Source organism: Oceanicaulis sp. HTCC2633, from assembly GCF_000152745.1.
Taxonomy (GTDB): Bacteria; Pseudomonadota; Alphaproteobacteria; order Caulobacterales; family Maricaulaceae; genus Oceanicaulis.
This window is the reverse complement of record NZ_CH672428.1, coordinates 2,996,006-3,017,618: the sequence shown is the minus strand read 5'-3', so window position 1 is coordinate 3,017,618 and position 21,613 is coordinate 2,996,006. Positions and strand designations below refer to the sequence as shown.

General features: G+C 64.2%; 24 protein-coding genes. 18 read left to right on the top strand and 6 right to left on the bottom strand.

The genetic code is table 11. From position 1 onward, the window contains the following. Positions 1 to 65: 65 nt before the first annotated feature. Positions 66 to 821 (bottom strand): signal peptidase I, encoded by a 756-nt coding sequence (gene lepB / locus OA2633_RS14230; protein ID WP_009803281.1) that lies wholly within the window; start codon positions 819 to 821, stop codon positions 66 to 68. Continuing rightward, on the bottom strand, positions 818 to 1,171 hold the full coding sequence (locus OA2633_RS14225; RefSeq protein ID WP_009803280.1) for a YbjQ family protein: 354 nt from the start codon (positions 1,169 to 1,171) through the stop codon (positions 818 to 820). The genes lepB and OA2633_RS14225 overlap by 4 nt, the downstream gene beginning before the upstream one ends. 216 nt (positions 1,172 to 1,387) lie before the next feature. Here OA2633_RS14225 and OA2633_RS14220 point away from each other — a divergent pair, with 216 nt between their 5' ends. After that, the gene (locus tag OA2633_RS14220; RefSeq protein WP_009803279.1) at positions 1,388 to 1,777 is read left to right on the top strand and encodes a DUF4870 domain-containing protein; all 390 of its coding nucleotides are present in this window, start codon (positions 1,388 to 1,390) and stop codon (positions 1,775 to 1,777) included. 111 nt (positions 1,778 to 1,888) lie between these two features. Then, positions 1,889 to 2,215 carry a multidrug efflux SMR transporter gene (locus OA2633_RS14215; protein ID WP_009803278.1) on the top strand — a complete coding sequence of 109 codons (327 nt, stop codon included), beginning with the start codon at positions 1,889 to 1,891 and terminating at the stop codon, positions 2,213 to 2,215. An 8-nt stretch (positions 2,216 to 2,223) separates the two neighbouring features. On the opposite strand, the gene OA2633_RS14210 is transcribed toward OA2633_RS14215, so the two are convergent. Then, positions 2,224 to 4,008 (bottom strand): acyl-CoA dehydrogenase, encoded by a 1,785-nt coding sequence (locus OA2633_RS14210; protein ID WP_009803277.1) that lies wholly within the window; start codon positions 4,006 to 4,008, stop codon positions 2,224 to 2,226. A gap of 146 nt (positions 4,009 to 4,154) precedes the next feature. On the opposite strand from OA2633_RS14210, the gene OA2633_RS14205 reads away from it, so the two are divergent. The 9 genes from OA2633_RS14205 (at position 4,155) to OA2633_RS14165 (ending at position 11,713) form a co-directional block, all read left to right on the top strand. After that, positions 4,155 to 4,766, top strand: coding sequence for a YceI family protein (locus OA2633_RS14205; protein WP_009803275.1), 612 nt, complete (start codon positions 4,155 to 4,157; stop codon positions 4,764 to 4,766). Positions 4,767 to 4,769: 3 nt separating this feature from the next. Further along, positions 4,770 to 5,375, top strand: coding sequence for a cytochrome b (locus tag OA2633_RS14200; protein ID WP_009803274.1), 606 nt, complete (start codon positions 4,770 to 4,772; stop codon positions 5,373 to 5,375). Between the two features lie 117 nt (positions 5,376 to 5,492). Next, positions 5,493 to 6,047 (top strand): YceI family protein, encoded by a 555-nt coding sequence (locus OA2633_RS14195; RefSeq protein ID WP_009803273.1) that lies wholly within the window; start codon positions 5,493 to 5,495, stop codon positions 6,045 to 6,047. Positions 6,048 to 6,084: 37 nt separating this feature from the next. Next, complete coding sequence (locus tag OA2633_RS14190; RefSeq protein ID WP_009803272.1) at positions 6,085 to 7,068, top strand: L-threonylcarbamoyladenylate synthase; 984 nt, start codon at positions 6,085 to 6,087, stop codon at positions 7,066 to 7,068. Positions 7,069 to 7,117: 49 nt separating this feature from the next. Next, positions 7,118 to 7,441, top strand: a complete 324-nt coding sequence (locus tag OA2633_RS14185; RefSeq protein WP_009803271.1) for a GrlR family regulatory protein — start codon at positions 7,118 to 7,120, stop codon at positions 7,439 to 7,441. Positions 7,442 to 7,500: 59 nt separating this feature from the next. After that, positions 7,501 to 8,901, top strand: a complete 1,401-nt coding sequence (locus tag OA2633_RS14180) for an FAD-binding oxidoreductase (protein ID WP_009803270.1) — start codon at positions 7,501 to 7,503, stop codon at positions 8,899 to 8,901. A gap of 82 nt (positions 8,902 to 8,983) precedes the next feature. Then, a complete protein-coding gene (gene yaaA / locus OA2633_RS14175; RefSeq protein WP_009803269.1) occupies positions 8,984 to 9,763 on the top strand; it encodes a peroxide stress protein YaaA in 780 nt (259 codons plus the stop codon). 106 nt (positions 9,764 to 9,869) lie between these two features. Further along, positions 9,870 to 10,670: a 3-hydroxybutyrate dehydrogenase gene (locus tag OA2633_RS14170; RefSeq protein WP_009803268.1), complete on the top strand. Its 801-nt coding sequence runs from the start codon at positions 9,870 to 9,872 to the stop codon at positions 10,668 to 10,670. A gap of 2 nt (positions 10,671 to 10,672) precedes the next feature. Then, positions 10,673 to 11,713 carry a patatin-like phospholipase family protein gene (locus OA2633_RS14165; RefSeq protein ID WP_009803267.1) on the top strand — a complete coding sequence of 347 codons (1,041 nt, stop codon included), beginning with the start codon at positions 10,673 to 10,675 and terminating at the stop codon, positions 11,711 to 11,713. Positions 11,714 to 11,771: 58 nt separating this feature from the next. Here OA2633_RS14165 and OA2633_RS14160 read toward each other — a convergent pair whose 3' ends face one another. After that, positions 11,772 to 12,470, bottom strand: a complete 699-nt coding sequence (locus OA2633_RS14160; RefSeq protein ID WP_162011002.1) for an SOS response-associated peptidase — start codon at positions 12,468 to 12,470, stop codon at positions 11,772 to 11,774. Between OA2633_RS14160 and OA2633_RS14155 the strand changes: the two genes are divergently transcribed. From OA2633_RS14155 to OA2633_RS14145, 3 genes are all read left to right on the top strand, one after another. Then, the gene (locus tag OA2633_RS14155) at positions 12,469 to 12,870 is read left to right on the top strand and encodes an NUDIX hydrolase (protein ID WP_009803265.1); all 402 of its coding nucleotides are present in this window, start codon (positions 12,469 to 12,471) and stop codon (positions 12,868 to 12,870) included. The genes OA2633_RS14160 and OA2633_RS14155 overlap by 2 nt on opposite strands. A 104-nt stretch (positions 12,871 to 12,974) precedes the next feature. Continuing rightward, the gene (locus OA2633_RS15615) at positions 12,975 to 14,939 is read left to right on the top strand and encodes a methyl-accepting chemotaxis protein (protein ID WP_009803264.1); all 1,965 of its coding nucleotides are present in this window, start codon (positions 12,975 to 12,977) and stop codon (positions 14,937 to 14,939) included. Positions 14,940 to 14,986: 47 nt separating this feature from the next. After that, positions 14,987 to 15,379, top strand: a complete 393-nt coding sequence (locus OA2633_RS14145) for a TIGR02301 family protein (RefSeq protein ID WP_156776279.1) — start codon at positions 14,987 to 14,989, stop codon at positions 15,377 to 15,379. 2 nt (positions 15,380 to 15,381) lie between these two features. Here the strand turns inward: OA2633_RS14145 and OA2633_RS14140 are convergent, their stop codons facing one another. Then, complete coding sequence (locus OA2633_RS14140) at positions 15,382 to 16,344, bottom strand: glycosyltransferase family 9 protein (protein ID WP_009803262.1); 963 nt, start codon at positions 16,342 to 16,344, stop codon at positions 15,382 to 15,384. A gap of 91 nt (positions 16,345 to 16,435) precedes the next feature. Here OA2633_RS14140 and OA2633_RS14135 point away from each other — a divergent pair, with 91 nt between their 5' ends. The 4 genes from OA2633_RS14135 (at position 16,436) to OA2633_RS14120 (ending at position 20,198) form a co-directional block, all read left to right on the top strand. Then, the gene (locus OA2633_RS14135) at positions 16,436 to 17,263 is read left to right on the top strand and encodes a folate-binding protein YgfZ (RefSeq protein ID WP_040613747.1); all 828 of its coding nucleotides are present in this window, start codon (positions 16,436 to 16,438) and stop codon (positions 17,261 to 17,263) included. A gap of 68 nt (positions 17,264 to 17,331) precedes the next feature. After that, entirely contained in the window at positions 17,332 to 17,898 is a 567-nt protein-coding gene (locus OA2633_RS14130; RefSeq protein WP_009803260.1) for a DNA-3-methyladenine glycosylase I, read from the top strand. A gap of 91 nt (positions 17,899 to 17,989) precedes the next feature. Then, a complete protein-coding gene (locus OA2633_RS14125) occupies positions 17,990 to 19,135 on the top strand; it encodes a beta-ketoacyl-ACP synthase III (protein WP_009803259.1) in 1,146 nt (381 codons plus the stop codon). Between the two features lies 1 nt (position 19,136). Beyond that, the gene (locus OA2633_RS14120) at positions 19,137 to 20,198 is read left to right on the top strand and encodes a hypothetical protein (RefSeq protein WP_009803258.1); all 1,062 of its coding nucleotides are present in this window, start codon (positions 19,137 to 19,139) and stop codon (positions 20,196 to 20,198) included. A gap of 101 nt (positions 20,199 to 20,299) precedes the next feature. Here OA2633_RS14120 and OA2633_RS14115 read toward each other — a convergent pair whose 3' ends face one another. Then, positions 20,300 to 21,514 (bottom strand): ammonium transporter, encoded by a 1,215-nt coding sequence (locus OA2633_RS14115; RefSeq protein WP_009803257.1) that lies wholly within the window; start codon positions 21,512 to 21,514, stop codon positions 20,300 to 20,302. Positions 21,515 to 21,613: the final 99 nt, after the last annotated feature.

The following is a 21,613-nucleotide window of genomic DNA, read 5'->3' as shown; positions in this document are numbered from 1 at the left end:
CGCTCCTGAATGAAGCGAGAGGATAACACTGTTATATCCGGAAATACAGCCCCGAGGCTGAAGGACTAGATCGGCCGCCAGACGCGCCAGCCCGGACAGGTCATGCCTTCCTCACGGCGACAGGAGGCGAAGGTGAACAGGACGGTCCAGGCCTTGCCGACCACCAGATCGCGATGGACATAGCCGATCCCGCGCGAGGCGCGGCTGTCGAGCGAGGCGTCGCGATTATCGCCCATCAGGAAGAGATGGTTCTCGGGCACGTTGAACGGCCCCACATTGTCCAGAAGCGCATTGTCGGACCGCTCATAGATCTCGTGCACATTCCCGCCCGGCAGGGTCTCGAGATAGACGGCGGCCTCGACCTGGGCGCCCTCACGGTCGCGATAGCGCACCACGCCTTCAGGATCGCGCGGCACCAGCTCGTCATTGATGTAGAGCCGTCCCTCGCGCATCTCGATGCGGTCGCCGGGCAGGCCGATGACGCGCTTGATCAGGTTGATGCCCTGGGCGGGATCACGCACCACGACCACATCGCCGCGCTTGGGCGTGGAGCCGAACAGCCGCCCCGACCAGCTGTCAGGCAAGCGGTAGCCGAGCCCAAGCGGCAGGGAATGCCGTGAATAGCCGTACGCAAATTTCGACACCAGAACGCGATCACCCACCTGGATGGCGGGCTGCATGCTTTCTGAAGGGATGTGGAAGGCGGCGAACACGAACGTGACCAGCACGAACCAGACCGCCACCACCCCGGCCAGGAAGCGGATCGTTTCCCCCACTTCCGACATCGCCTTGCCGCCGAAACGGCGTACTTGCTCATTCATTTCAGTTTTACCGCCGTTCCATAGGCGAGCACTTCAGCCGTGCCTTCCATGACCGCCGCGGTGGAGAAGCGGAAGGTGACCACCGCGTCTGCGCCCATGGCTTCTGCATGACTGACAAGACGGCCCAGCGCCTGTTCCCGCGCCTCGGCCATCAGCTTGGTGTACTCGCTGACTTCGCCCCCGACCAGATTGCGCAATCCAGCCACAAAATCACGTCCAAAAAAACGCGCGCGAACCACGCTGCCGCGCGCAATGCCGATGACAGCCTCGACCTCACGACCGGGAATATCATCGGCCATGGTGACGAGAACAGGGGCGCGCGTCGCGGGATGTTCAGGGGTGTTGCTCATGGAAAGCCCTTTTAAACAAACCTGTTAACCCAGCACATTGATCGCGCCACAATCACACGGAGAAAGTTAAAGATTAACTCGCAAGCCCCAGTTCACAATGCTTATTGGCGCCTGACAAGATGACAGCTGACAGGGTCTTCACTTGACGCAACCAAGCCGTGACGGCTGAGTTATAAAGGTCACAGAAGGCGCAGCGGCAAATTGCGGAGATCCGGCATGGCCCCTACAGACACCTCTCCCCCGAACCCCGATGACGCACCCGACAGCGCGCGCGACCAGAATAGCGACCGCGTCCTGGCCGTCATCAACTATGCCTTGCTGCTGGTTGGCATCAGCAATGGCGTCACCGTTCTGATTGCGGCCATCCTCGCCTATGTGCGCAAGGACAACGCCGATCCGCTGGTGAAGAACCATTTTCAGTTCCAGATACGCACCTTCTGGTACTGGCTGGCGATGGTGGTGGTCGGCGCGCTGACCTGGATCTTCCTGATCGGCGGGCTGATCCTGCTGCTGGCGACCATCTGGCTCGCCATCCGGTCAGCGGTGGGGCTGATCCGTCTTGTGGACGGCCGCCCGCACCCTGACCCGACCGGGTTCTGGATCTAGCCGGACCGGCTTGACGCAGGACGCATCAAGCGCCATCTCCGCCTGAGAGGACGACCTCCCCGCACTCGGGATCAGCATTCGGGACGGCCCGAAACCTGAAAGGTTTCGACCATGGCCTGGATTTATTTACTGGGAGCCGGACTACTTGAAGTGCTCTGGGCGAGCATGATGAAGCAGTCCGACGGATTAAGCCGCCCAGTTCCGACCCTGATCATGCTGGTGAGCATGTTGGCGAGTTTTGCGCTTCTGACCCTGGCCCTGCGCAGCCTTCCGCTGGGCACGGGCTACGCCATCTGGACCGGTATCGGAGCCATGGGCGCGTTCATTGTCGGGGTCATCGCCTTTGGCGACGCCCTGACGCTCGGGCGCGTGCTCAGCGTCGTGCTGATCCTGACGGGCATTGTCGGCCTCAAGCTGACGACCGGCAACGCCCCCTAAGTTCAGGATCAGGCGCTTTCCAAGACCGTTTCGCCCGGCGCGAAGATCGGGTCGTAACCGATCTGGATCTCACCCAGCAGGCCCTGGGCCCCGGTGAGCACGCTCTGGGCGAAGATGTTGGCGATGGAGATGCGCGCCTGCGCGTAGCTTTCATCGCCATCGGCTTCCTTGATCTTGCGCTGGGCCGCCACGGCGCCCACGCACAGCAGCCAGCCGCCCGTCACATCGCCCGCAAGCTTGAGATAGGCCGTGGCGCCGGCAAGCCGGTCCGCGTCAGACGCCTTGAGCATGAAGGCCGTCGCTTCTTCCAGCGCATCGCAGGCGGGTTTCAGCGCCTCGGCCAGCACCGGAAGCTCGGGGTTCGAGCTGGTGATGCAGTCCTCGATGGTCTGACGCACATCCTCGATCAGCTCGCCCACGGCCGTCCCGGCATCGCGCGCCAGTTTGCGGCCCACAAGGTCGATGGCCTGAATGCCGTTGGTGCCTTCATAGATCGGAGCGATCCGGGCATCGCGCAGATGCTGGGCGGCGCCGGTCTCCTCGATGAAGCCCATGCCGCCATGCACCTGAACGCCCATGGAGGCCACGTCCACGCCCATATCGGTGCACCAGGCCTTGGCGATCGGGATCATCAGATCCTCACGGCGCTTGGACCAGGCCTTCTCGTCGGCGTCGTCATGGTGCTCACCCAGATCGGCTTCGACGGCGGCGTGATAGCAGATGGCGCGACCGGCCTCGATCTTCGCCTTCATCACCGCCAGGGTGCGACGCACATCGGGGTGGTGGATGATGGCGTGCGGGCCGTGATCGTCCATGTTGATGGCGCGGCCCTGCTTGCGGTCCTTGGCATAGGCCAGCGCCTGCTGATAGGCGCGCTCGGCGATGCCGACCCCCTGCACGCCCACATTCAGGCGCGCGGAGTTCATCATGATGAACATGGCGGCCATGCCCTTGAACTCGTCGCCCAGAAGCCAGCCCTTGGCGCCGTCATATTCCATCGTGCAGGTGGGCGAGCCGTGAATGCCCATCTTGTGTTCCAGCCCGATGGCCTGCAGCGCATTGCGCTCGCCCGGATTTCCGTCCGCGTCGGGGATGAATTTCGGCACGATGAACAGCGAAATGCCCTTGGTGCCCGCAGCCCCGTCCGGCGTGCGCGCCAACACCAGATGGATGATGTTCTCGGCGCAGTCATGCTCGCCCCAGGTGATGTAGATCTTCTGACCCGAAATCGCCCAGGAACCGTCGCCATTGGGTTCCGCCTTTGTGCGCAGCGCACCCACATCCGACCCGGCGCCCGGCTCGGTCAGGTTCATGGTCGCCGACCATTCGCCCGAGAGGATCTTGCCCAGATAGAGCGCGCGCTGTTCCTCAGAGCCGACGGCGATGAGGGATTCAATCGCGCCAAAGGACAGCATCGGGCCCAGGCCGAACGCCATGTTGGACGATTGCAGCATCTCCATCAGCGCGCAGCCCAGCGCCTTGGGCAGGCCCATCCCGCCCATATCGGTGGGGAATTGCAGACCCTGCCAGCCGCCTTCAACGAACTGGGCGTAGGCTTCCTTGAAGCCGTCCGGCGTGGTCACGACACCGTCCTTGAGCGTGCAGCCCTGCTGGTCGCCGGTGCGGTTGATCGGGGCCAGAACGTCATTGGCGAGCTTGGCGGCCTCATCCAGAATGGCGGGCGTCAGGTCCGAGGAGAATTCCGGAAAGGCGCCTGTGGCGTTGACGCTGTCGAGCGCGGCAACTTCTTCCAGGGCGAAACGGATATCGCGAACCGGGGCGCGGTAGCTCATGGTGAGGTTTCCCTTCCAGCGTTACATTTGGTCCGAACATAGCGCGTTTGCTGCAAAGCGGGAGTCGGACTTCAGGCTTTTGGACAGGACCGCATGTCGCATGGCGACGTACACCATGTGAAAGCTGAAGCCGAAAGAGTCGTTCTATGATGCTGCGATTGCTTCCATCCGTTCTCATCACTCTCAGTCTCGCCGCCTGCGTCTCCGCTCCCACGCGCGACCCCGCCCGCCTGCCTTCCGGCCAGTGGGCGCTCGACCCGGCGCATGCCAGCACGCATTGGCAGGTCCGGCATATGGGGCTGTCCTGGTATACGGGACGGTTCGAGGAGATTGACGCTCGTCTCGACTTTGACCCGTCAAACCCCGAAGCAGCGCAGCTGACCGCAATCATCCAGGCCGATTCCGTTTCCACGGGCGATCCGGACTTTGATCAGACCCTGTGCGGCGGCGGCTGGTTTGACTGTGACGCCCACCCCGAGATCGTCTTCACCTCCGACCGGATCGAGGTGACCGGCGAGGACACCGGCCGGGTGCACGGCCAGCTTCAGCTCAAGGGCGTCACGGCTCCGGTCATTCTGGAAACCCGGTTCTATGGCGGCGTGTTCAACCCCCTCGAAGGCCGGCAGGCCCTGGGATTTCACGCGGAGACGACAATTGACCGCACCCAATTCGGCGTCGGACGTCTTCCCGGAAATCTGATAGGCGATACAGTACGCATACACATCGAGGCGGAATTCCTCCGCGCCCGACAGGAGTAAGTCATGACTGCCGCCCCTGAGTCCTCACGTTACACCACGGTCGCCATCATCCTGCACTGGCTGATCGCCATCCTTCTGGTGAGCCTGATCGCTGTGGGCTGGTGGATGGAGGATCTGGGCGAGGCCGCCCGCGCCGGCGAGATCAGTTTTGATTTCACTCGCGCCGTCTACAACTGGCACAAGACGATCGGCATTCTGGTCCTGCTGTTGTCGCTGGCGCGCTTGGGCTGGCGTTTCACCCATCCGGTACCGGCCCTGCCCTCGACCATGAAATCCTGGGAGGCGCTCGGCGCGCGCGCGGCGCATATCGGCTTCTATGTCGTGATGATCGGCATGCCGCTGATCGGCTGGGCCATGGTGTCCCACAGCTCCCTGCCCACGCGCCTGTTCAATGTGGAGGGTTTCAACCTGCCGGGCCTGCCGGTGCCGGAGAGCGAATTCCTGCACGAGGCGCTTGAAAGCGCGCACAGCGCGGGCGCCTGGGTGATCATCGTCCTGCTGGTCCTGCATGCAGGCGCGGCGCTCAAGCACCATTTCCTGGATCGGGACGGCGTTCTGAACCGGATGGTTCCGGGCCTGAACGTGCCGCCCCAGAACACGACGGACTGATCCTTTCCGATCCGGAAGCACCCCCTTTCACGAAGCGCGGCTTGTTTGCCCGCACCGCCATCGTATCTCTCTGGCGGACAACGCGGCGATCCAGCCCGCTTCGCAAAGGAGGTCCCCATGCGCAGATTTTCCCTGATCGCCCCGCTCGCGGCCGCTCTGGCGCTTGGCGCCCCGGCCCTCGCACAGGACTGGGTGCTGGATGAGGACGCCAGCCAGATCCGCTTTGAAACTCAGGCGTTCGGCAGCACGGTTGAGGGCGGGTTCGAGGATTTTAGCGCCGAGATCACCCTGAATCCGGACAATCTTGACGCCGCCCGGATCCACGCCGTCGTCCAGACCGGCTCCGCCATCATCGGCAATTCAGATTACCGCGAGACCCTGCGCGGCCGAGCGGGCCTGAATGTGTCGGGTTTTCCCGAAGCGGTGTTTGACTCCTCTTCCATCACCCGGGAGGGCGAGACCTACCGCGCGGACGGCGCCCTGACGATCAAGGGGGAGGAAAACCCCGCGGTTCTCACCTTCACCCTCGAGATCACGGGCGACCGGGCGGTGGCGAACGGCGAGATGACCGTGATGAGTCGCAGCTTCGGCGTGGGCGCCAATGACTGGGACGGCGCCGGGGAGGAAGTGACCTTGCAACTTCATATCGAGGCGGACGCGGCACAGGAGTAAGATTGCGCCCCGGACGGGCCGCAGCTACCTAACCAGGATGAACCGCCCGATCCCGCCTTCCGATACGCCGATCCTCAGTGCGACCGATCCCGCCGCGCTTGAGGAGGCCGCGCGTCTTCTCAAAGCGGGCGGGTGCGTCGCGCTTCCCACCGAGACGGTCTATGGCCTGGCCTGTGATGCGACAAACGCTGACGCGGTGGCGGGCGTGTATGAGGCCAAGGGCCGCCCCAGCTTCAATCCGCTGATCTGTCATGTGGACACTGTCGAGCGCGCCCGGGCGCTGATAGATCTCGATGAGACGGGCGAGCAGCTGGCTGACGCCTTCTGGCCCGGTCCGCTGACGCTTGTCGCTTCCAAACGCGCGCCCTCTCCGGTCAGCGATCTGGCGGCGGCGGGCCTCGACAGCCTGGCGGTGCGATTGCCCCGGTCAGAGGCGCTGCGCGCGCTGGTTAGCCGCCTTGATGCGCCGCTGGCGGCGCCCAGCGCCAATGCATCCGGCACGATCAGCCCCACCACGGCGCAGCATGTCAAAGACAGCCTGAACGGGCGCATCCATCTGATCCTGGATGGCGGCGCCTGCCCGGTCGGTGTGGAGAGCACCATCGTCTCGCTCCTGGAGCCCGGACGCCCCACCCTCCTGCGCCCGGGCGGCGTGGCGCGTGAACAGCTCGAAACGGTGTGTGGCGCACTGGGCCGGGCCGGAGCGGCGAATCAGGCTGCTCCGACCGCACCGGGACAGCTGACCAGCCACTACGCGCCCAACGCGAGTGTGCGCCTGAACGCAACCGCCCCGCTAGCGGGCGAGTCCTATTTGGGGTTTGGCGCGCAACCTGAAAGCGACGATATTGTATTTTTTAATCTTTCCCCGAAGGGTGACCTAGTCGAGGCCGCCACGAATCTGTTTACTGCTCTACGTTGGCTGGATTCAGCCAGTGACCGCATCGCTGTCGCCCCCATTCCGGAAACCGGACTGGGCGAAGCGATAAACGACCGCCTCAGACGTGCGGCTGCAGAGCGTTAGAACAACTGCTCAAGGTTGCATTCAGATTCTGGATGATAGAACGCTCGCCATGAACAACGGTCTCTACATCGCCTCCTTCCGCACCCCGCTGGATGACGCCAAGGGCGTGATCATGATCCAGGACCAGAAGGTCATGGGTGGAGATTCCGGCATGTACTATGTCGGCTCCGTGTCCGGTCCGGATAATGATCTTCAGGTGAAGATGGTCGTGACCAATCATGACCCGTCCCGACTGTCGGTCTTCGGCGAATTCGACAAGTTCGCCCTTACCCTGACCGGCAAACGCGAAGGCGATTCCTACGTCTTCCAGGGCCGCGCCGACGCCGCGCCGTCCATGCGCTTTGAAGCGGTGCTGGAAAAAGCCGCGGATTAGTCTCAAACAGCGCGGATCGGGTCTTGTTCTCCCCGATGCGGCGGTTGCACACTGCCGCCATGAGCACGAACACCCTCACCCGCCTCAAGTCCGTCCTCGATCCCAAAGCGTGGAGCGAGGACCCTGACGAGCTCGCCCCGCATGCGCGCGACTGGCGCGGACGCTATCAGGGCGCCTCGCCGCTCCTTCTCAAACCCTCGACCACCGAGGAAGTGAGCCGCATCCTGTCGCTCTGCAATGCAGGCGGCGTGAAGGTGATCCCGCAAAGCGGCAATACGGGACTTGTGGGCGGATCGACCCCGCAGGGCGAGGTGGTGCTGTCGCTCAAGCGCATGAACCAGATCCGCACCATCGATGCGGCCAATGACTCCCTTACCTGCGAGGCGGGCGCCATTCTGGAAAGCGTGCAGGAGGCCGCGAAGGCCCGCGGCAAGCTCTTTCCCCTGTCGCTGGGCGCCCAGGGCTCCGCGATGATCGGCGGATTGATCTCCACGAACGCCGGCGGCGTGCATGTGCTGCGCTACGGCATGATGCGCGAGCTCGTACTGGGCCTCGAAGCCGTCCTGCCCGATGGCCGCGTCCTGTCGGACCTGTCGGGGCTGCGCAAGGACAATACGGGCTACGACCTCAAACAGCTCTTCATCGGGGCGGAAGGCACGCTGGGCGTGGTCACCGCCGCCACGCTGAAACTCTTCGCCCGTCCCGCCTCGACCGCGGTCGCCATCGCGGCGGTTGAGAGCCCGGCTCAGGCGGTGGAGCTTTTAGGGCATATGAAGGACGCCACAGGCTCGGTCGCGGCCTTCGAGCTGATGCCGAAGATCGGGCTTGATCTCGCCGTGCATCACCTGCCCGGCGCGCGCCATCCTTTGGACTCGGACCCCGCTTGGACCGTGCTGATCGAGCTTGTGAGCCCGGAAACCGATCGCGCCCAGTCGCTGATGGAAAGCGCGCTCGAAACCGCGTTCGAAAAGGGCCTCGTCTCGGACGCGGCGCTGGCGCAGACCGAAGCGCAGATGGCGGAATTCTGGGCGCTGCGCGAGGGCATTCCCGAAGCGGAAAAGGCCCATGGCAAGGCCGCCAAGCACGATGTCTCCGTTCCGGTCTCGCGCATGCCCGCCTTCATGGAGGAAGCCGCCGCCAAGGCCGAAGCCATGATGCCCGAAGCCCTTATCATAGCCTTCGGCCATGTGGGCGACGGCAATGTGCACTTCAACGTCGCGCGCAAGACGCCCGGATCAGGCGATGACTTCGTCGCCGCCTGCGCCCCGGTCACAGAAGCGATTTATGACCTTGTGGACAAGCATGGCGGCTCGATCAGCGCCGAACACGGCGTGGGCGTCCTCAAGCGTGAAGAGCTGGCCCTGCGCAAGCCCGTCGAGGTGGCCGTCATGCGCGCCATCAAACAAACCCTTGACCCCAACGCCATCATGAATCCCCGGGTGATGCTGGGTATAGACTGAGCCTATGAGTCTGACCGGTTAAATTCATTGGCGCCGCAGGGGGCTCGCCCCTATCTCTGCCTCATTGATGACGGAGACGCCCATGCTGATTCTGCTTTCGCCCGCCAAGAAGCTCGACTTTTCAGAACGCGGTCACGCCCCGACCGCGACCCGTCCGGCCCTGATCGAGCGGACCAAGGAGCTGTCAAAGACCACGGCGAAACTCTCAGCCTCCAAGATCAAGTCCCTGATGCATCTCAGCGATGATCTGGCCGAGCTCAACCGTGAACGCTTCAAGGCGTTTGATCCGGACAGCACCGAGGGCCGCCCGGCGGCGATGGCGTTCAATGGCGAGGTCTATTCCGGCCTCGATGCGCCGACCCTCAGCTCTGAAGACCTGCAATGGGCGCAACAGCGCCTGCGCATCCTGTCGGGGCTTTATGGCGTGCTGCGGCCGCTCGATACGATCCAGCCCTACCGGCTGGAGATGGGCACGAAGCTGAAAACGCCCAAGGGCGGCAATCTCTATGATTTCTGGGGCGCGGATATCGCCAGCCAGCTTGAAGCCGATCTCCAAGGTCATCCGTCCAAGGCCGTCGTCAATCTGGCGTCCAACGAGTATGCCAAGGCGGCGAAGCTCAAATCGCTGGGCGTTCCCGTGATCAGCGTCGACTTCAAGGAAGAGAAGGACGGCCAGCTGCGCGCCCTGATGGTGTTCGCCAAGAAGGCCCGCGGCATGATGGCGCGCTGGATCATCGAGAATCGCATCGAGGACCCCGAGCGCCTGTCGGAGTTCAATGAAGAGGGGTATCGCTTCGACCCTGAGGGGTCGACGGCGGACACCCTGCTCTTCACCCGGCCCCAGCCGCCGAAGAAAAGCTAGCCCGAGCCCCTGCCAAAGCGCATGTCAGGCGCGTTCCGGACTTGACGCGGCTGCGAAATTCATCACCTGTTGAAGCTCTGCAATCCCCTTGTCTGGAGACCTGTTCATGAGCTCGATCCGTGTGGACCTGTCCGGCCATGCCGCCGTCATTACCGGCTCTTCATCCGGCATCGGCCTGCATATGGCCGAGGGTCTGGCCGCGAACGGCGCTGACATCGTTCTGAATGGTCTGGGCGATGCGGATGCGATCGAGACAGAGCGCCAGCGTCTCGCCGACTCCTATGGCGTGAAGGTGCTGTATCACGGCGCCAACATGCTCAAGCCGGATGAGATCGAGGATCTGATCGCCTTCACGGCGAAGGAGCTGGGGCGTCTCGACATTCTGGTCAATTGCGCCGGCATCCAGCATGTGGCGCCCGTGGATGAATTCCCGACCGAGAAATGGGACGCCATCATCGGCATCAACTTGACCAGCGCTTTCCACACCACCAAGCACGCCGTGCCGATCATGCGCAAACAGGGCCGGGGCCGCATCGTCAACATCGCTTCCGCGCACGCCCTGCGCGCCAGCCCGTTCAAGGCGGCCTATGTCTCGGCCAAGCACGGGCTGATGGGGCTGACCAAGACCGTCGCGCTGGAAACCGCCGAAGACGGCATCACGGTGAACTGCATCAATCCGGGCTATGTGAAGACGCCGCTCGTGGAGAACCAGATCGCCGACACCGCGAAGGCGCGCGGCATTTCCGAGGAAGAGGTGGTGCGCGACGTGATGCTATCCGCCCAGCCCACCAAGAAGTTCGTCACCTATGACGAACTGACCGGGGCCCTTCTCTATCTCGTCAGTGATGACGGCGCGAATGTGAACGGCAACGCCATCACCATTGATGGCGGCTGGACCGCGAAATAGCGATGACCGGGTCGGCTTCCTCCTCGTCGACCCGCAAACGGTCGAACGCGCCCCGCCCGGTCTCTCTCGCCCTTCAGGGCGGCGGCGCCCATGGCGCCTTCACCTGGGGCGTTCTGGACGCCCTTCTCGAAGACGGTCGCATCGCGCCCAAGGCCATCAGCGCCACCAGCGCCGGCGCCATGAATGCCTGCGCCCTCGTCATGGGGCGCGTGCGCGGCGGCGATGAAGGGGCGCGGCAAGCGCTCGATGAGTTCTGGCGCGCCGTCTCCCGCGCAGGCGGAGGGTTCCTGCGCGCGCCGGGATGGTCGCGCCTCGCGCCCTGGTTTGACGCCCTGACCCGGCTGACCAGCCCCTATGACACCAATCCGTTCGGCTATGATCCCCTGCTCGACATCCTCGACAAGCAGATCGATTTCGACGCGATCCATGACTGCGCGGAAATCCAGCTCTTCATCGCCGCCACCTGCGTGACCACCGGGCGCAGCAAGGTGTTCTCCGGCGACGAGGTCACGCGCGACGCCGTGCGCGCGTCGGCCACCCTGCCCTTCATCCATCAGGCTGTGGAGATCGACGGCTCGCCGTTCTGGGATGGCGGCTTCACCGGCAATCCGGCGCTCTGGCCACTCTTCTATGCGGATGCGCCGCACGACCTTCTGATCGTGCACATCAATCCGATGGAGCGCCCGGGCACGCCCAAATCCGCTGAGGACATCCTCAACCGGGTCAACGAGATCACCTTCAACGCCAGCCTGCTGGCCGAATTGCGCGCTGTCGCCTTCGTCCAGCGCCTGATCCGCGATGACCTTCTGAAGGATCCGCGCAAGGCCCAGCTGCGCAATATGCGCGTGCACTCGATCCGGGCTGATGACGCGATCTCGCAATACCCCGCCTCCAGCAAGTATGAGACGAGCTGGAGTTTCCTGACCGAGCTGCGTGATCGGGGACGAGAGACCGCCAGGGCCTGGCTGAACAGCTGTTCAGAGAAGGTCGGCAAGGAATCGAGTGTGGATCTGCACGCCGAGTTCCTCAGCCAGCGCCGCTAGAACCTGTCGGGCAATCCTGCAGACCGGTTTCGCGGCTCCGACCGGCGCCCGGAAACGTCTACGCTTCCCCCTCGATCAGCCCCGGATCGTCCTCACGCACGCCATTCACGCGCCTTGACGCCTTGCGCAGGCCAAGCGATCCGTCCGGCGGCGCCGTCAGGAAGGGCCGCGGATCCGTTTCGGGGTTCAGCCAGTCCGCAAACCGGCCTTCGGGGATGAATACCGGGCAGCGGTGATGGATATGAGCGATGTCATTGCTCGCCGCGGTCGTCAGAATGGCGAAGCTGTCGATGCGGTCCGCGCCCTCGCCCCAGCGCTCCCAGATCCCGGCCATGACCATGGGCTGTCCGTCCGTGCGAGTGATGTACCAGGGCTGCTTGGCGCCGGACTCGTCCCTGGACCATTCATAGAACCCGTCCGCCGGGATCAGCGCGCGGCGCCGCTCGAGCGCCTGCCGGAAGCTGGGCTTGTCGGCGGCGGTTTCCGACCGGGCGTTGATCAGAGGTTTGGCGCCGTCCGGGCCGGTTTTCGACCAGTGCGGCACGAGCCCCCAGCGCACCTGGGTGAGGCGGAAGTCCTGCTGCCGTCCCAGACGGATGATCGGCAGGGCCTGCGTGGGCGCAGCGTTCCAGCTGGGTGGAAAATTCAAACGATCCAGCTTGCCGAACAGGGCTTCGAGCTGGACGAGGCTCAAACTCATGACATAACGACCGCACATCCCCGTTTCCTCACCCCGGAACCGTGAGAGGTCAAGCATGAAGGATCTGCCCCGCATCAGCGTCGGCCTTGTCGTCTGGCGTGAGGACGAGGTTCTCCTGATCCGCCGCGCCAACCCGCCCTTCCAGGGCTGCTGGTCCATTCCCGGCGGCAAGGTGGAGTTCGGTGAAACCCTGCATCAGGCCGGGCTGCGGGAAGTCCTTGAGGAGACCGGAATCCGCGCACAGGTCGACACCCTGATCGATGTGTTCGAATCCATTACCGAGCATGGCCATTACGTGATGGCGGATTTCTCGGCGCACTGGCTCGGCGGCGAGCCGGAAGCCGGTGATGACGCGCTGGAAGCCGCCTTCTTCTCGCTTGAGGACGCCCTGAGACTGGTCGCCTGGGACGACACCCGGACCGCGCTCCGACAAAGCGCTCAAACACGCATAGGATAAAGGTCTTAGGCACAATCCAATGCGATGGTGTTTGACGGTCTGTTAAGCCGCACGCCCCGAGTATCGCGTATATTCCTATACCTGCGCGAGCCGTGAGGGCGATCATGAAACTGACTTTGAAGCACAAATTGCTGGCGGCCTTTGCTGGCGTCGCGGTGCTGGTTCTTGTCGTAGGCGCCTTCGGCTCCCTTGGGGCCCGCACCCTGGGTCAGATTTTCACCGACTACCGACAGACCGCCCAGGCGAGTCTGATCTACAATGACATGAAACTCCGCCTGGAGGCCGCCCGGCGCTCCGCCTTCATCTGGCGCACCACCCAGAGCCCCGAGCATGCCCGGCGCTTTGACGAGCAGATCGAGATTTTCATTCACGACGCCGATCTGCAGGGCATGGCGGAAGAGCACGAATATGCAGACGCGTATCGCGCGTCTTTCCAGGAGGCTTTCGGACATCAACAGGTCCGGGACGGGCATTACGCCATCCAGACGGCGCTAGGCCCCCAGATCCGCATGCAACTCAGCCAGGTCATGCGTTCGGCCTATCAGGAGGGTGATGTGGAAGCGGCCTACCGGGCCGGCGTCGCCCAGGAGCATCTGATGCTGGGTCGATATTATGCCGAGCGCTTCCTGCGCACCAACGCCGCCAGCGACTCTGACCGGGCCGTGTCCGAGTTCGAGATCGCCCGATCCGAACTGGATGGCCTGTTCCAGCAACTGGAATCCCCGGACCGCCGGGAGCAGACCGCCTCCATCCTTGAGGACCTGACTGCGTTCGAAACGGCGTTTGGCGCTGCTGCTGACGCCATTTTCGCCCGCAACGCTTCCCTCTCAGAACTCGACCGGATCGGCCCCGTCATGGAAGAGGTCGCCGAAGAGGCGCGCCTTGAGAGCGTCAATCACCAGAACGAGCTGGGCCCGCGTGCAGCCTCTGAAGTCCGTCAGACGGAGATGATGGTGCTGATCGCATCCGGTCTCATCCTGGTGCTATCCATCGCCATGGGTCTGTTCGTCTCCGGCAACCTTTCCGGCATGATCCGCAAGATCACCCAGGCGATGACCGATCTGGCAGGGGGCGACAAGTCCGTCGACGTCGCAGGCGCAGACCGACGCGACGAGATCGGCGACATGGCGCGTGCGCTGGTGGTGTTCCGCGACCAGGCGCTGGAGGTTGATCGATTGCAGGCCGAACAGGCGCAGGCCGAAGCCCGCGCGGCCAAGGAACGCAAGGCCGCCATGATGGAGCTTGCGGACCAGTTCGAAACCCAGGTCGGATCCGTCATCCGCGCCCTCTCTGATGCGGCGAGTGAAATGCAGTCCCGCTCGCACACCCTGAACACCAATGTGGACAGCACCAATGCGCGCGCGGCGTCCGTGGCCGCCGCCGCCGAACAGGCTTCGGGGAATGTGGAGGCCGTCGCATCCGCAGCAGAGGAGCTGACCGCCTCGATCCGGGAGATTGCAGGCCAGGTCGCCACCTCCGCCAGCGCGGTTCAGGCCTCCAACGCCCGCGCCGAGATCAGCAGCCAGCAACTCGACCGGCTTAACACCGCGGTCGCCGGCGTGGACGAGATCGTGCAGGCGATCAATGCGGTGGCCGACCAGACCAATCTTCTGGCGCTGAACGCCACCATCGAGGCCGCGCGCGCCGGCGAGGCCGGCAAGGGCTTTGCGGTCGTGGCCAGCGAGGTCAAGCAGCTCGCCACACAGACCCAGAAACTGACCGAACAGATCGCTGAGCGCCTCAGCGAGATCGGCTCAACCTCCAATGACGCCATCTCGGCCACGCGTGACATCATTGGCCAGGTCCAGGAAATCGACCGCACGACCCAGGCCCTGGCCTCGGCTGTCGAGGAGCAAAGCGCCGCGACCGGCGAGATCTCGGCCAACGCCCAGCAAGCGGCGGAAGGCGCGCGATCGGTGACCAGCGACATCACCGGCATTCAGGGGTCGGTCCAGACCACCTCGACGGTATCGGACGAAGTGAACACGGCGGCCGGCGTGCTGAAGTCCAATTCCGAGAACCTCCGGCTGGAGGTCGAACGCTTCCTGAGCACCGTCAGGGCGGCCTAAAGGTCAAAAGCCTTGAATTCGCCCTGTTCGACGTACAGGAACAGGGCATGCGTATGAGACCCCTGATCCTGGCCTTCGGGCTGATGCTCGCCTTCGCCCCGCTCGGCGAAGCGCAAAAGCTTGTTCGTCCGCCTGAGTATCAAGACCCCTACCCGGTGGAATCCCTCGCCCGGGTCATGGGCGAGATGCATTATCTCGATTTCGCCTGCAAGGGTCGGCAGTCCCAGGCCTGGCGCGACGCGATGGTTGAACTGCTCGATCACGAAGCCCCGACCCGCGGCGGATATCGCCAGCGTCTCGTGGACCGCTTCAATGAAGGTTTCCGGATCCAGGAGCGCCGCTCCCCGCGCTGCGGCGCCGAAGAGGAGATGGTGCGCCAGACCCTCGCCATCGAAGGCGAAGCGCTGAGCGAACAGCTGCGCCGGACGTATCTGCAATAAGGTCAGGCCTTCGCGCTCTCCGCCATGAGTTCGGCGGCGGCGCGCTCCACCGCATCCACCTGCAAGGCGCCCATTAGGGATTCGCGCGAGGTGTCGGCCAGGGCGCGGCGCTCGCGCTCGTCAAACCTGTCGCCCGCGCGCACGATGCGGGCCTTCTCCCCCCAAGGCGCATAAAGCCGCTCATCGGTCGGGCCGAAGAGCCCCAGCGTCGGCGTTCCGGCCGCCGCCGCCATATGCATCAAGCCGCTGTCATTGCCGACAAACAGCGCCGCACGTTTGAGACAGGCGGCCGCCTCGACCAGATCAAGCTGGCCAGTGAGGTCGATCACGGTGCGCGCTTCCAGCCCGGCCTTTACGGCCTGCGCCCGCGCTTCATCGCCGGGACCGCCGAAGATCGCGATGGCGGCGCCGGGCAGCAGCCCGTCCTCGGCGGTCAGGCGCAAGGCCAGTTCGGAAAAGCGCTCCGGCGCCCATTCCTTGAAGACGGCGGAGGCGGCGGGCGACAGGGCGAGCACAGTCTGGCCTTGGGGCAATTCGGCATCGGCGCGGGCTTCGCCAGCGGCATCGATCCACAATCGCGTGCCGGGCGCTGCGCCCAGTCGCAAGACTTCAGCCGCTTCCTCGACCCGATGGCGGACGCCGGCCCTGGGATTGGGGCGCTTGACGAAGCGCTGCCCCGCCCAGAGAAACCAGCTTGTCAGCGAGCCGCGCAGGTCCACGACCATGTCCCAGCGATGACCCACGCTTTCACGCCAGAGCTTGAGCCAGTGTCCGCCGCCCTTCTGCTTCTTCATCACGATCACCCGCTCCACCTCGGGAATGGCGCGAAAGAGCGGCGCCGCCAGCGGGCCGCAGCCCACCGTGATGCGCGCATCGGGATGGGCGGTGATCAGATGATCGAGCACGCCCATATTCATGATGGCGTCGCCGATGCGGGTGGCGGTGATGAAGAGGATGCATGTCATGGGGGGACGCACTTAGCCTGACATGAGGCCGGGCGCCAGTCTGAAGCGCGCCCTCTTGATCGCCGGACCGCTTCACCCCCATCTAGCGGACATGACCGAACCCTATCTCACCACCCTGCCCGACCGCGCCGTCATCGCCATAACCGGCGCCGAAGCGCGCGGCTTCCTCCAGCGCGTCCTGACCCAGGGACCTGAAGGCGTCAAACCGGGCGCGGCGATGTTCTCCGCGCTGCTGACGCCGCAGGGCAAGGTGCTGGCCGATCTCTTCATCCTTGATGATGGCGAGGGCGGGCTGCTGTTTGACGTTCCCGCCAGCGAGGCGGACGCCCTGCTCAAGCGCTTCACCCTCTATCGGATGCGCGCGGACGCGACGATCGAGCGGCGCGAGGATCTCAGCGTGATCGCGGCGGCGGGTGAACCGGCGGAGGAATTGCGCATGGTGGCGCTGAGCGCGGCGCCCGATCCGCGCAACGCCGCGATTGGCTGGCGCGGCGTCGCGCCCGCCGGCGGTCCCGACAGTGATCGCGACTTGTATGAGCGCGCCCGCATTCAGGCCGGCGCGCCGGAATTGGGCAGCGATTATGGTCCTGCAGAGGTTTTCTCGACTGATGTGAACCACGACCTTCTGTCAGGCATCAACTACAAGAAGGGCTGCTTTGTCGGCCAGGAAGTCGCGAGCCGCATGCATCGCAAGGGCGGGGTCCGCAAGCGCAGTGTGCGGCTTCAGGGTGATGGACTGAAGACGCAGGATGAAGTGAAGGTCGGCGAGACTGTGCTTGGCCCCGTCAGCAGCGTTTCGGGCGACCATGCCCTCGCCCGCTTGCGGATCGATCGTTTGAAGGACGGGCTGCAGGCCGGCGACACCCTGAAAGTGAACGGCGCCCCGGTCACGCTGCTTGACGATCTCGACCGGCTTTGACCCCCTCGCCTTTTGATCTTGCCAGTCCGGGCCGCACGCGGCTAGAACCGGAACAAAAGGAGACCGACATGACCGAGCGCTGCCCCTGGTGCGGGGATGACCCGCTCTATGTCGCCTATCACGACACCGAATGGGGCGTGCCCGAATGGGACTCCCGGGCTCTGTGGGAAAAGCTGATCCTTGACGGCTTCCAGGCCGGGCTCGCCTGGATCACCATATTGCGCAAGCGCGATACGCTGCGTGAGGCCTTCCATGGCTTCGATCCGGAACGCATCGCCCGCTATGACGAAGCGGACATGGAGCGTCTGCTGGCCAATCCCGGCATTATCCGGTCGCGGTCCAAGATCAGCGCCGCCATCGGCAATGCGCAGGTCTATCTGGACATGGCCGAGCGGGGCGAGGACTTCTCGGACTATCTATGGGGCTATATGGACGGCGCGCCGAGGGTGAACCGGTTTGTCGCCATGTCCGATGTGCCCGCCCAGACCGAGCTCAGCCAAAAGATCGCCAAAGACCTTAAGAAACGGGGCTTTAAGTTTTGCGGACCGGTTATTGTCTACGCCTTCATGCAGGCGGTGGGCATGGTGAATGACCATCTTGTCGGCTGTCATCGTCACACCGAGGTTACAAAATAGCCTTTCGCTGCGTGGAAGCGGTTGGCGCTGCGGCGCAGGTGCGGCTAAGTTGCGCTCCTTCAAATGCTAGAATCTTGCGTCGGAGCCTTTCATGACCGCGGCCGTTATTCGTTCCACTGGCTTGTGGACGCCAGCCAACTCCATTTCCAATGAAGAGCTGGTGGAAAGTTTCAACGCCTACGTCGCCCAGTACAATCAGGAGCATGCGGCCGCCATCGAGGCGGGCGAGCTTGCCCCTCTGTCTCCGTCCTCGGCCGAATTCGTCGAGAAGGCCTCCGGCATCAAGTCGCGCTTTGTCATCGACAAGGAAGGCGTGCTCGACACCAAGCGCATGAAGCCCTTCATCCCGGCGCGAGACAATACCGACATCTCCATCCTCGCCGAAATCGGCGTGAAAGCCTGTCACAACGCGCTGGAACGCGCCGGCAAGACCGCAGCCGATGTGGACGGGGTGATCGTCGCCGCCTCCAACCTGCAGCGCGGCTATCCGGCGGTCGCGGTCGAGATCCAGGACGCGCTCGGCATCGAGGACGGGTTCGGCTTTGACATGAATGTCGCCTGTTCGTCCGCCACCTTTGGAATTCAGACCGCCGCCGACCAGATCGCCGCCGGCCATGCCCGCGCCATTCTGGTGGTGAACCCGGAAATCTGCTCGGCGCACCTGAACTGGTGCGACCGCGACAGCCATTTCATCTTCGGCGATGTGGCCACGGCGATCCTGCTGGAGCGCGAAGATCTCGGAGAAGGCGGCTGGCGCATCATCGGCACCAAGCTCAAGACCAAGTTCTCCAACAATATCCGCAACAATTTCGGCTTCCTGAACCGCACCGAGCGCCCGACAGGCGAGGCCGGACAGGAAAACCTGCTGGCGCCCAAGGATGACAAGCTCTTCGTCCAGGAAGGCCGCAAGGTGTTCAAGGAAGTCGTGCCGATGGTGTCGGACATGATCCGCACCCATATGGGCGAGCTGGGCCTCGAGGCCGACGACATGCGTCGCGTCTGGCTGCACCAGGCGAATATCAACATGAACCTGATGATCGCCAAGAAGGTGTTCGGCCGCGAAGCCGGCGGCGAGGACGCGCCGACCATTCTGGATGAATACGCCAACACCTCTTCGGCGGGCTCGATCATCGCCTTCCACAAGCATTCCGATGATTTCACCGCGGGCCAGAAAGGCGTGATCTGTTCGTTCGGCGCCGGGTATTCCGCCGGCACCGTGTTTGTGGAGCGTCTGTGAGGTGAACCAGCCCGCCGATAGCACGCTTTTCGCCCGCGTGTTGGCGAAGACCAACGAGTATCTCGACTTCCCTTCAGTGGTCGGGCACGAGACCCCGTTTCTCGATCATCTCGCACGTGATTTCACGGCGCTGGGCTGCAGCGTCGAGCGTCCGCAGAATCTCTGCGTCATCCGCCTGAGCGAACCGGGGCCGGTCTATCTCGCGCACGCCGACCGTCACGGCGCGGTGATCGCCGAGGATGGCGCTGCGGTCTACGCCGCCCAGGCGGTCAAGAACACCAAGTATGCTGATGGCGCGACCCATACCGAGGCTTTCGCCGCCACCGTCTCCAAGCGCTATGAAGGCGAGGATGTCTTCGCCTATGACCGCAAGACGGGCGGCCGTCTGGCCTATGGCAACATCACTAGCGCGCGGATTGATGATCAGAACCGTCTCGTGGTCGAGATCGAGGACCTGCCGCCGCTTCCGGGCGGGACGCCGGTCGCCTTTGCGCGGGATGTGACGCGCAACAAGTCCGGCCATGTCTCCGGCCAGCTCGACAACCCGGTCTCCCTCGCCGCCTTGCGCATCGCCGCGGAGTTCGGTCTCAAGGGCACGATCATCGTCACCGCCGAGGAAGAGATCGGCCGTTCTGCGGGCCATTTCCTGAGCTGGGCGCAGGCGGGCGGCCTCAAGCCCACCAATGAGCTCGTGGTCTGCGACACCTCGCCCTTTGATGACGCCGCCGCCTGCATGGCGGGCGCGGTCATCCTGCGACGCCGCGACGCCACGTCGAGCTTTCATGACGCCATGGTGAACCGGCTTGAAACCGCCGCCAGCCGGGCCGGCGCACCGATGATCTTCAAGGACAGCTTCATCGCGCGTGAAAACGACGCCCGGGCGCGCCGCGAACTGCCACTCAAATCCATGGGCCTGACCGAGCTGGGCCGCATTACCGCAGACAGTCAGGGCCAGTATGCCGGCGCCACTCTGCAATTGCCGACCTATAACTACCATTCCAACGAAGAGACGACCTCGGTGAAGGCGCTGACCGCCTTTGTCCGCACCCTCCTGGCGATCTGACAAAAAAGATCCCGCTTTGGCGAAAGCCGAAGCGGGACCAGTCAGGGAGGAAAATGTGTCGCCCGGTCGCGCCTTGCGCCGCCGCCGGGCGAAACTCTGTGTCAGGCGCTTTCCCCGTGCAGCGCCACATCAAGGCCGGTGACCTCGTCCTCTTCTTCAACCCGCAACTTCATCACGCGTTCCATCAGCCACAGGATGGCGAAGGTGGCGATGCCGCACCAGGCCGCAGCCGCCAGCGCGCCCCAGGTCTGGGTGAAGACCAGCATGACATTGCCTTCCACGGCGCCGGGCGTGCCCCCGATGGCGGAGCTGGCGAAGACGCCCGTCAGGATCGCGCCGGCCAGACCGCCGACGCCGTGAAGACCGAAGGCGTCGAGGCTGTCATCATACTTGCCGAGCTTCTTCAGGCTCGTGACGCCCCAATAAGCGGCCAGCGTCGTCAGAACACCGATCAGGAAGGCGGCGTAGGGCTCGACAAAGCCGGCCGCGGGCGTGATGCCCACAAGGCCTGCAATGGCGCCGGACGCCGCGCCCAGCACGGACGGCTTGCCGCGCATGACCCATTCCAGGACCGCCCAGGTCAGGGCCGCGGCCGCCGCCGCGATCTGGGTGACCAGGGCTGCATGGGCCGCCAGCGCATTGGCGCCCAGCGCCGAGCCGCCATTGAAGCCGAACCAGCCCACCCACAGAAGGCCTGCGCCGATCACGGTCAGCACGAGATTGTGGGGCGGCTGGCCCCTTTTGGGCCACCCCCCCCCCCCCCCCGCCAGCTTAAGCGCCAGCACCAGACCCGCTACACCGGCGTTGATATGGACCACGGCCCCTCCCGCGAAATCCAGAACGCCTGCGTCGTATAGAAATCCCTCTCCCCAGACCCAGTGCGCGATGGGCGCATAGACCACCAGCAGCCAGATGGGTGCGAACACCATCCAGGCCTTGAAGCTGAGACGCTCCGCCGCGCCGCCTGCGATGATCGCCACGGTGATGATCGCGAACGTCATCTGGAAGAGAATGAACACCGCCTCGGGCAGGCCCGCCGCCTCACTGTCCAGAGACAGCCCGTTCAGGAAGACCTTGCCAAAGCCTCCGAACAGCGCGCCGTCGCCGGAGAAGGCGAAGGAATAGCCGGCAATCACCCAGACCAGCGACACCACCATGGCCGCGCCCAGAGACTGCATCAGCGTGGACAGCACGTTCTGACGGCGCACCATGCCGCCATAGAACAGCGCAAGCCCCGGCAGGGTCATCATCAAGACCAGCGCGCAGGCCGTGAGAATCCACGCCACATCGCCGCCTGAAAACTGAACCTGATCCATCCTCGCGCTCCTCTTCGCCCGATTGCACGGACAAAACCTGCGCTCTGGCGGAAGGGGATGTCAGCGTCTGAGACCGATTTTGCGGTGCAGCAGATTGCA

Bases quoted from the DNA above. Each gene is read 5' to 3' on its own strand.
- OA2633_RS14200 (WP_009803274.1), top strand. From the start codon at position 4,770: ATGACTGCCGCCCCTGAGTCCTCACGTTACACCACGGTCGCCATCATC.
- OA2633_RS14155 (WP_009803265.1), top strand. From the start codon at position 12,469: ATGAAGGATCTGCCCCGCATCAGCGTCGGCCTTGTCGTCTGGCGTGAG.
- OA2633_RS14145 (WP_156776279.1), top strand. From the start codon at position 14,987: ATGCGTATGAGACCCCTGATCCTGGCCTTCGGGCTGATGCTCGCCTTC.
- OA2633_RS14115 (WP_009803257.1), bottom strand. From the start codon at position 21,514: ATGGATCAGGTTCAGTTTTCAGGCGGCGATGTGGCGTGGATTCTCACG.
- OA2633_RS14190 (WP_009803272.1), top strand. From the start codon at position 6,085: ATGAACCGCCCGATCCCGCCTTCCGATACGCCGATCCTCAGTGCGACC.
- lepB (WP_009803281.1), bottom strand. From the start codon at position 821: ATGAATGAGCAAGTACGCCGTTTCGGCGGCAAGGCGATGTCGGAAGTG.
- OA2633_RS14180 (WP_009803270.1), top strand. From the start codon at position 7,501: ATGAGCACGAACACCCTCACCCGCCTCAAGTCCGTCCTCGATCCCAAA.
- OA2633_RS14210 (WP_009803277.1), bottom strand. From the start codon at position 4,008: ATGAGCTACCGCGCCCCGGTTCGCGATATCCGTTTCGCCCTGGAAGAA.
- OA2633_RS14160 (WP_162011002.1), bottom strand. From the start codon at position 12,470: ATGCTTGACCTCTCACGGTTCCGGGGTGAGGAAACGGGGATGTGCGGT.
- OA2633_RS14220 (WP_009803279.1), top strand. From the start codon at position 1,388: ATGGCCCCTACAGACACCTCTCCCCCGAACCCCGATGACGCACCCGAC.
- OA2633_RS14195 (WP_009803273.1), top strand. From the start codon at position 5,493: ATGCGCAGATTTTCCCTGATCGCCCCGCTCGCGGCCGCTCTGGCGCTT.
- OA2633_RS14215 (WP_009803278.1), top strand. From the start codon at position 1,889: ATGGCCTGGATTTATTTACTGGGAGCCGGACTACTTGAAGTGCTCTGG.
- OA2633_RS14170 (WP_009803268.1), top strand. From the start codon at position 9,870: ATGAGCTCGATCCGTGTGGACCTGTCCGGCCATGCCGCCGTCATTACC.
- OA2633_RS14130 (WP_009803260.1), top strand. From the start codon at position 17,332: ATGACCGAGCGCTGCCCCTGGTGCGGGGATGACCCGCTCTATGTCGCC.
- OA2633_RS14125 (WP_009803259.1), top strand. From the start codon at position 17,990: ATGACCGCGGCCGTTATTCGTTCCACTGGCTTGTGGACGCCAGCCAAC.
- OA2633_RS14140 (WP_009803262.1), bottom strand. From the start codon at position 16,344: ATGACATGCATCCTCTTCATCACCGCCACCCGCATCGGCGACGCCATC.
- OA2633_RS15615 (WP_009803264.1), top strand. From the start codon at position 12,975: ATGAAACTGACTTTGAAGCACAAATTGCTGGCGGCCTTTGCTGGCGTC.
- yaaA (WP_009803269.1), top strand. From the start codon at position 8,984: ATGCTGATTCTGCTTTCGCCCGCCAAGAAGCTCGACTTTTCAGAACGC.
- OA2633_RS14225 (WP_009803280.1), bottom strand. From the start codon at position 1,171: ATGAGCAACACCCCTGAACATCCCGCGACGCGCGCCCCTGTTCTCGTC.
- OA2633_RS14205 (WP_009803275.1), top strand. From the start codon at position 4,155: ATGATGCTGCGATTGCTTCCATCCGTTCTCATCACTCTCAGTCTCGCC.
- OA2633_RS14165 (WP_009803267.1), top strand. From the start codon at position 10,673: ATGACCGGGTCGGCTTCCTCCTCGTCGACCCGCAAACGGTCGAACGCG.
- OA2633_RS14135 (WP_040613747.1), top strand. From the start codon at position 16,436: ATGACCGAACCCTATCTCACCACCCTGCCCGACCGCGCCGTCATCGCC.
- OA2633_RS14185 (WP_009803271.1), top strand. From the start codon at position 7,118: ATGAACAACGGTCTCTACATCGCCTCCTTCCGCACCCCGCTGGATGAC.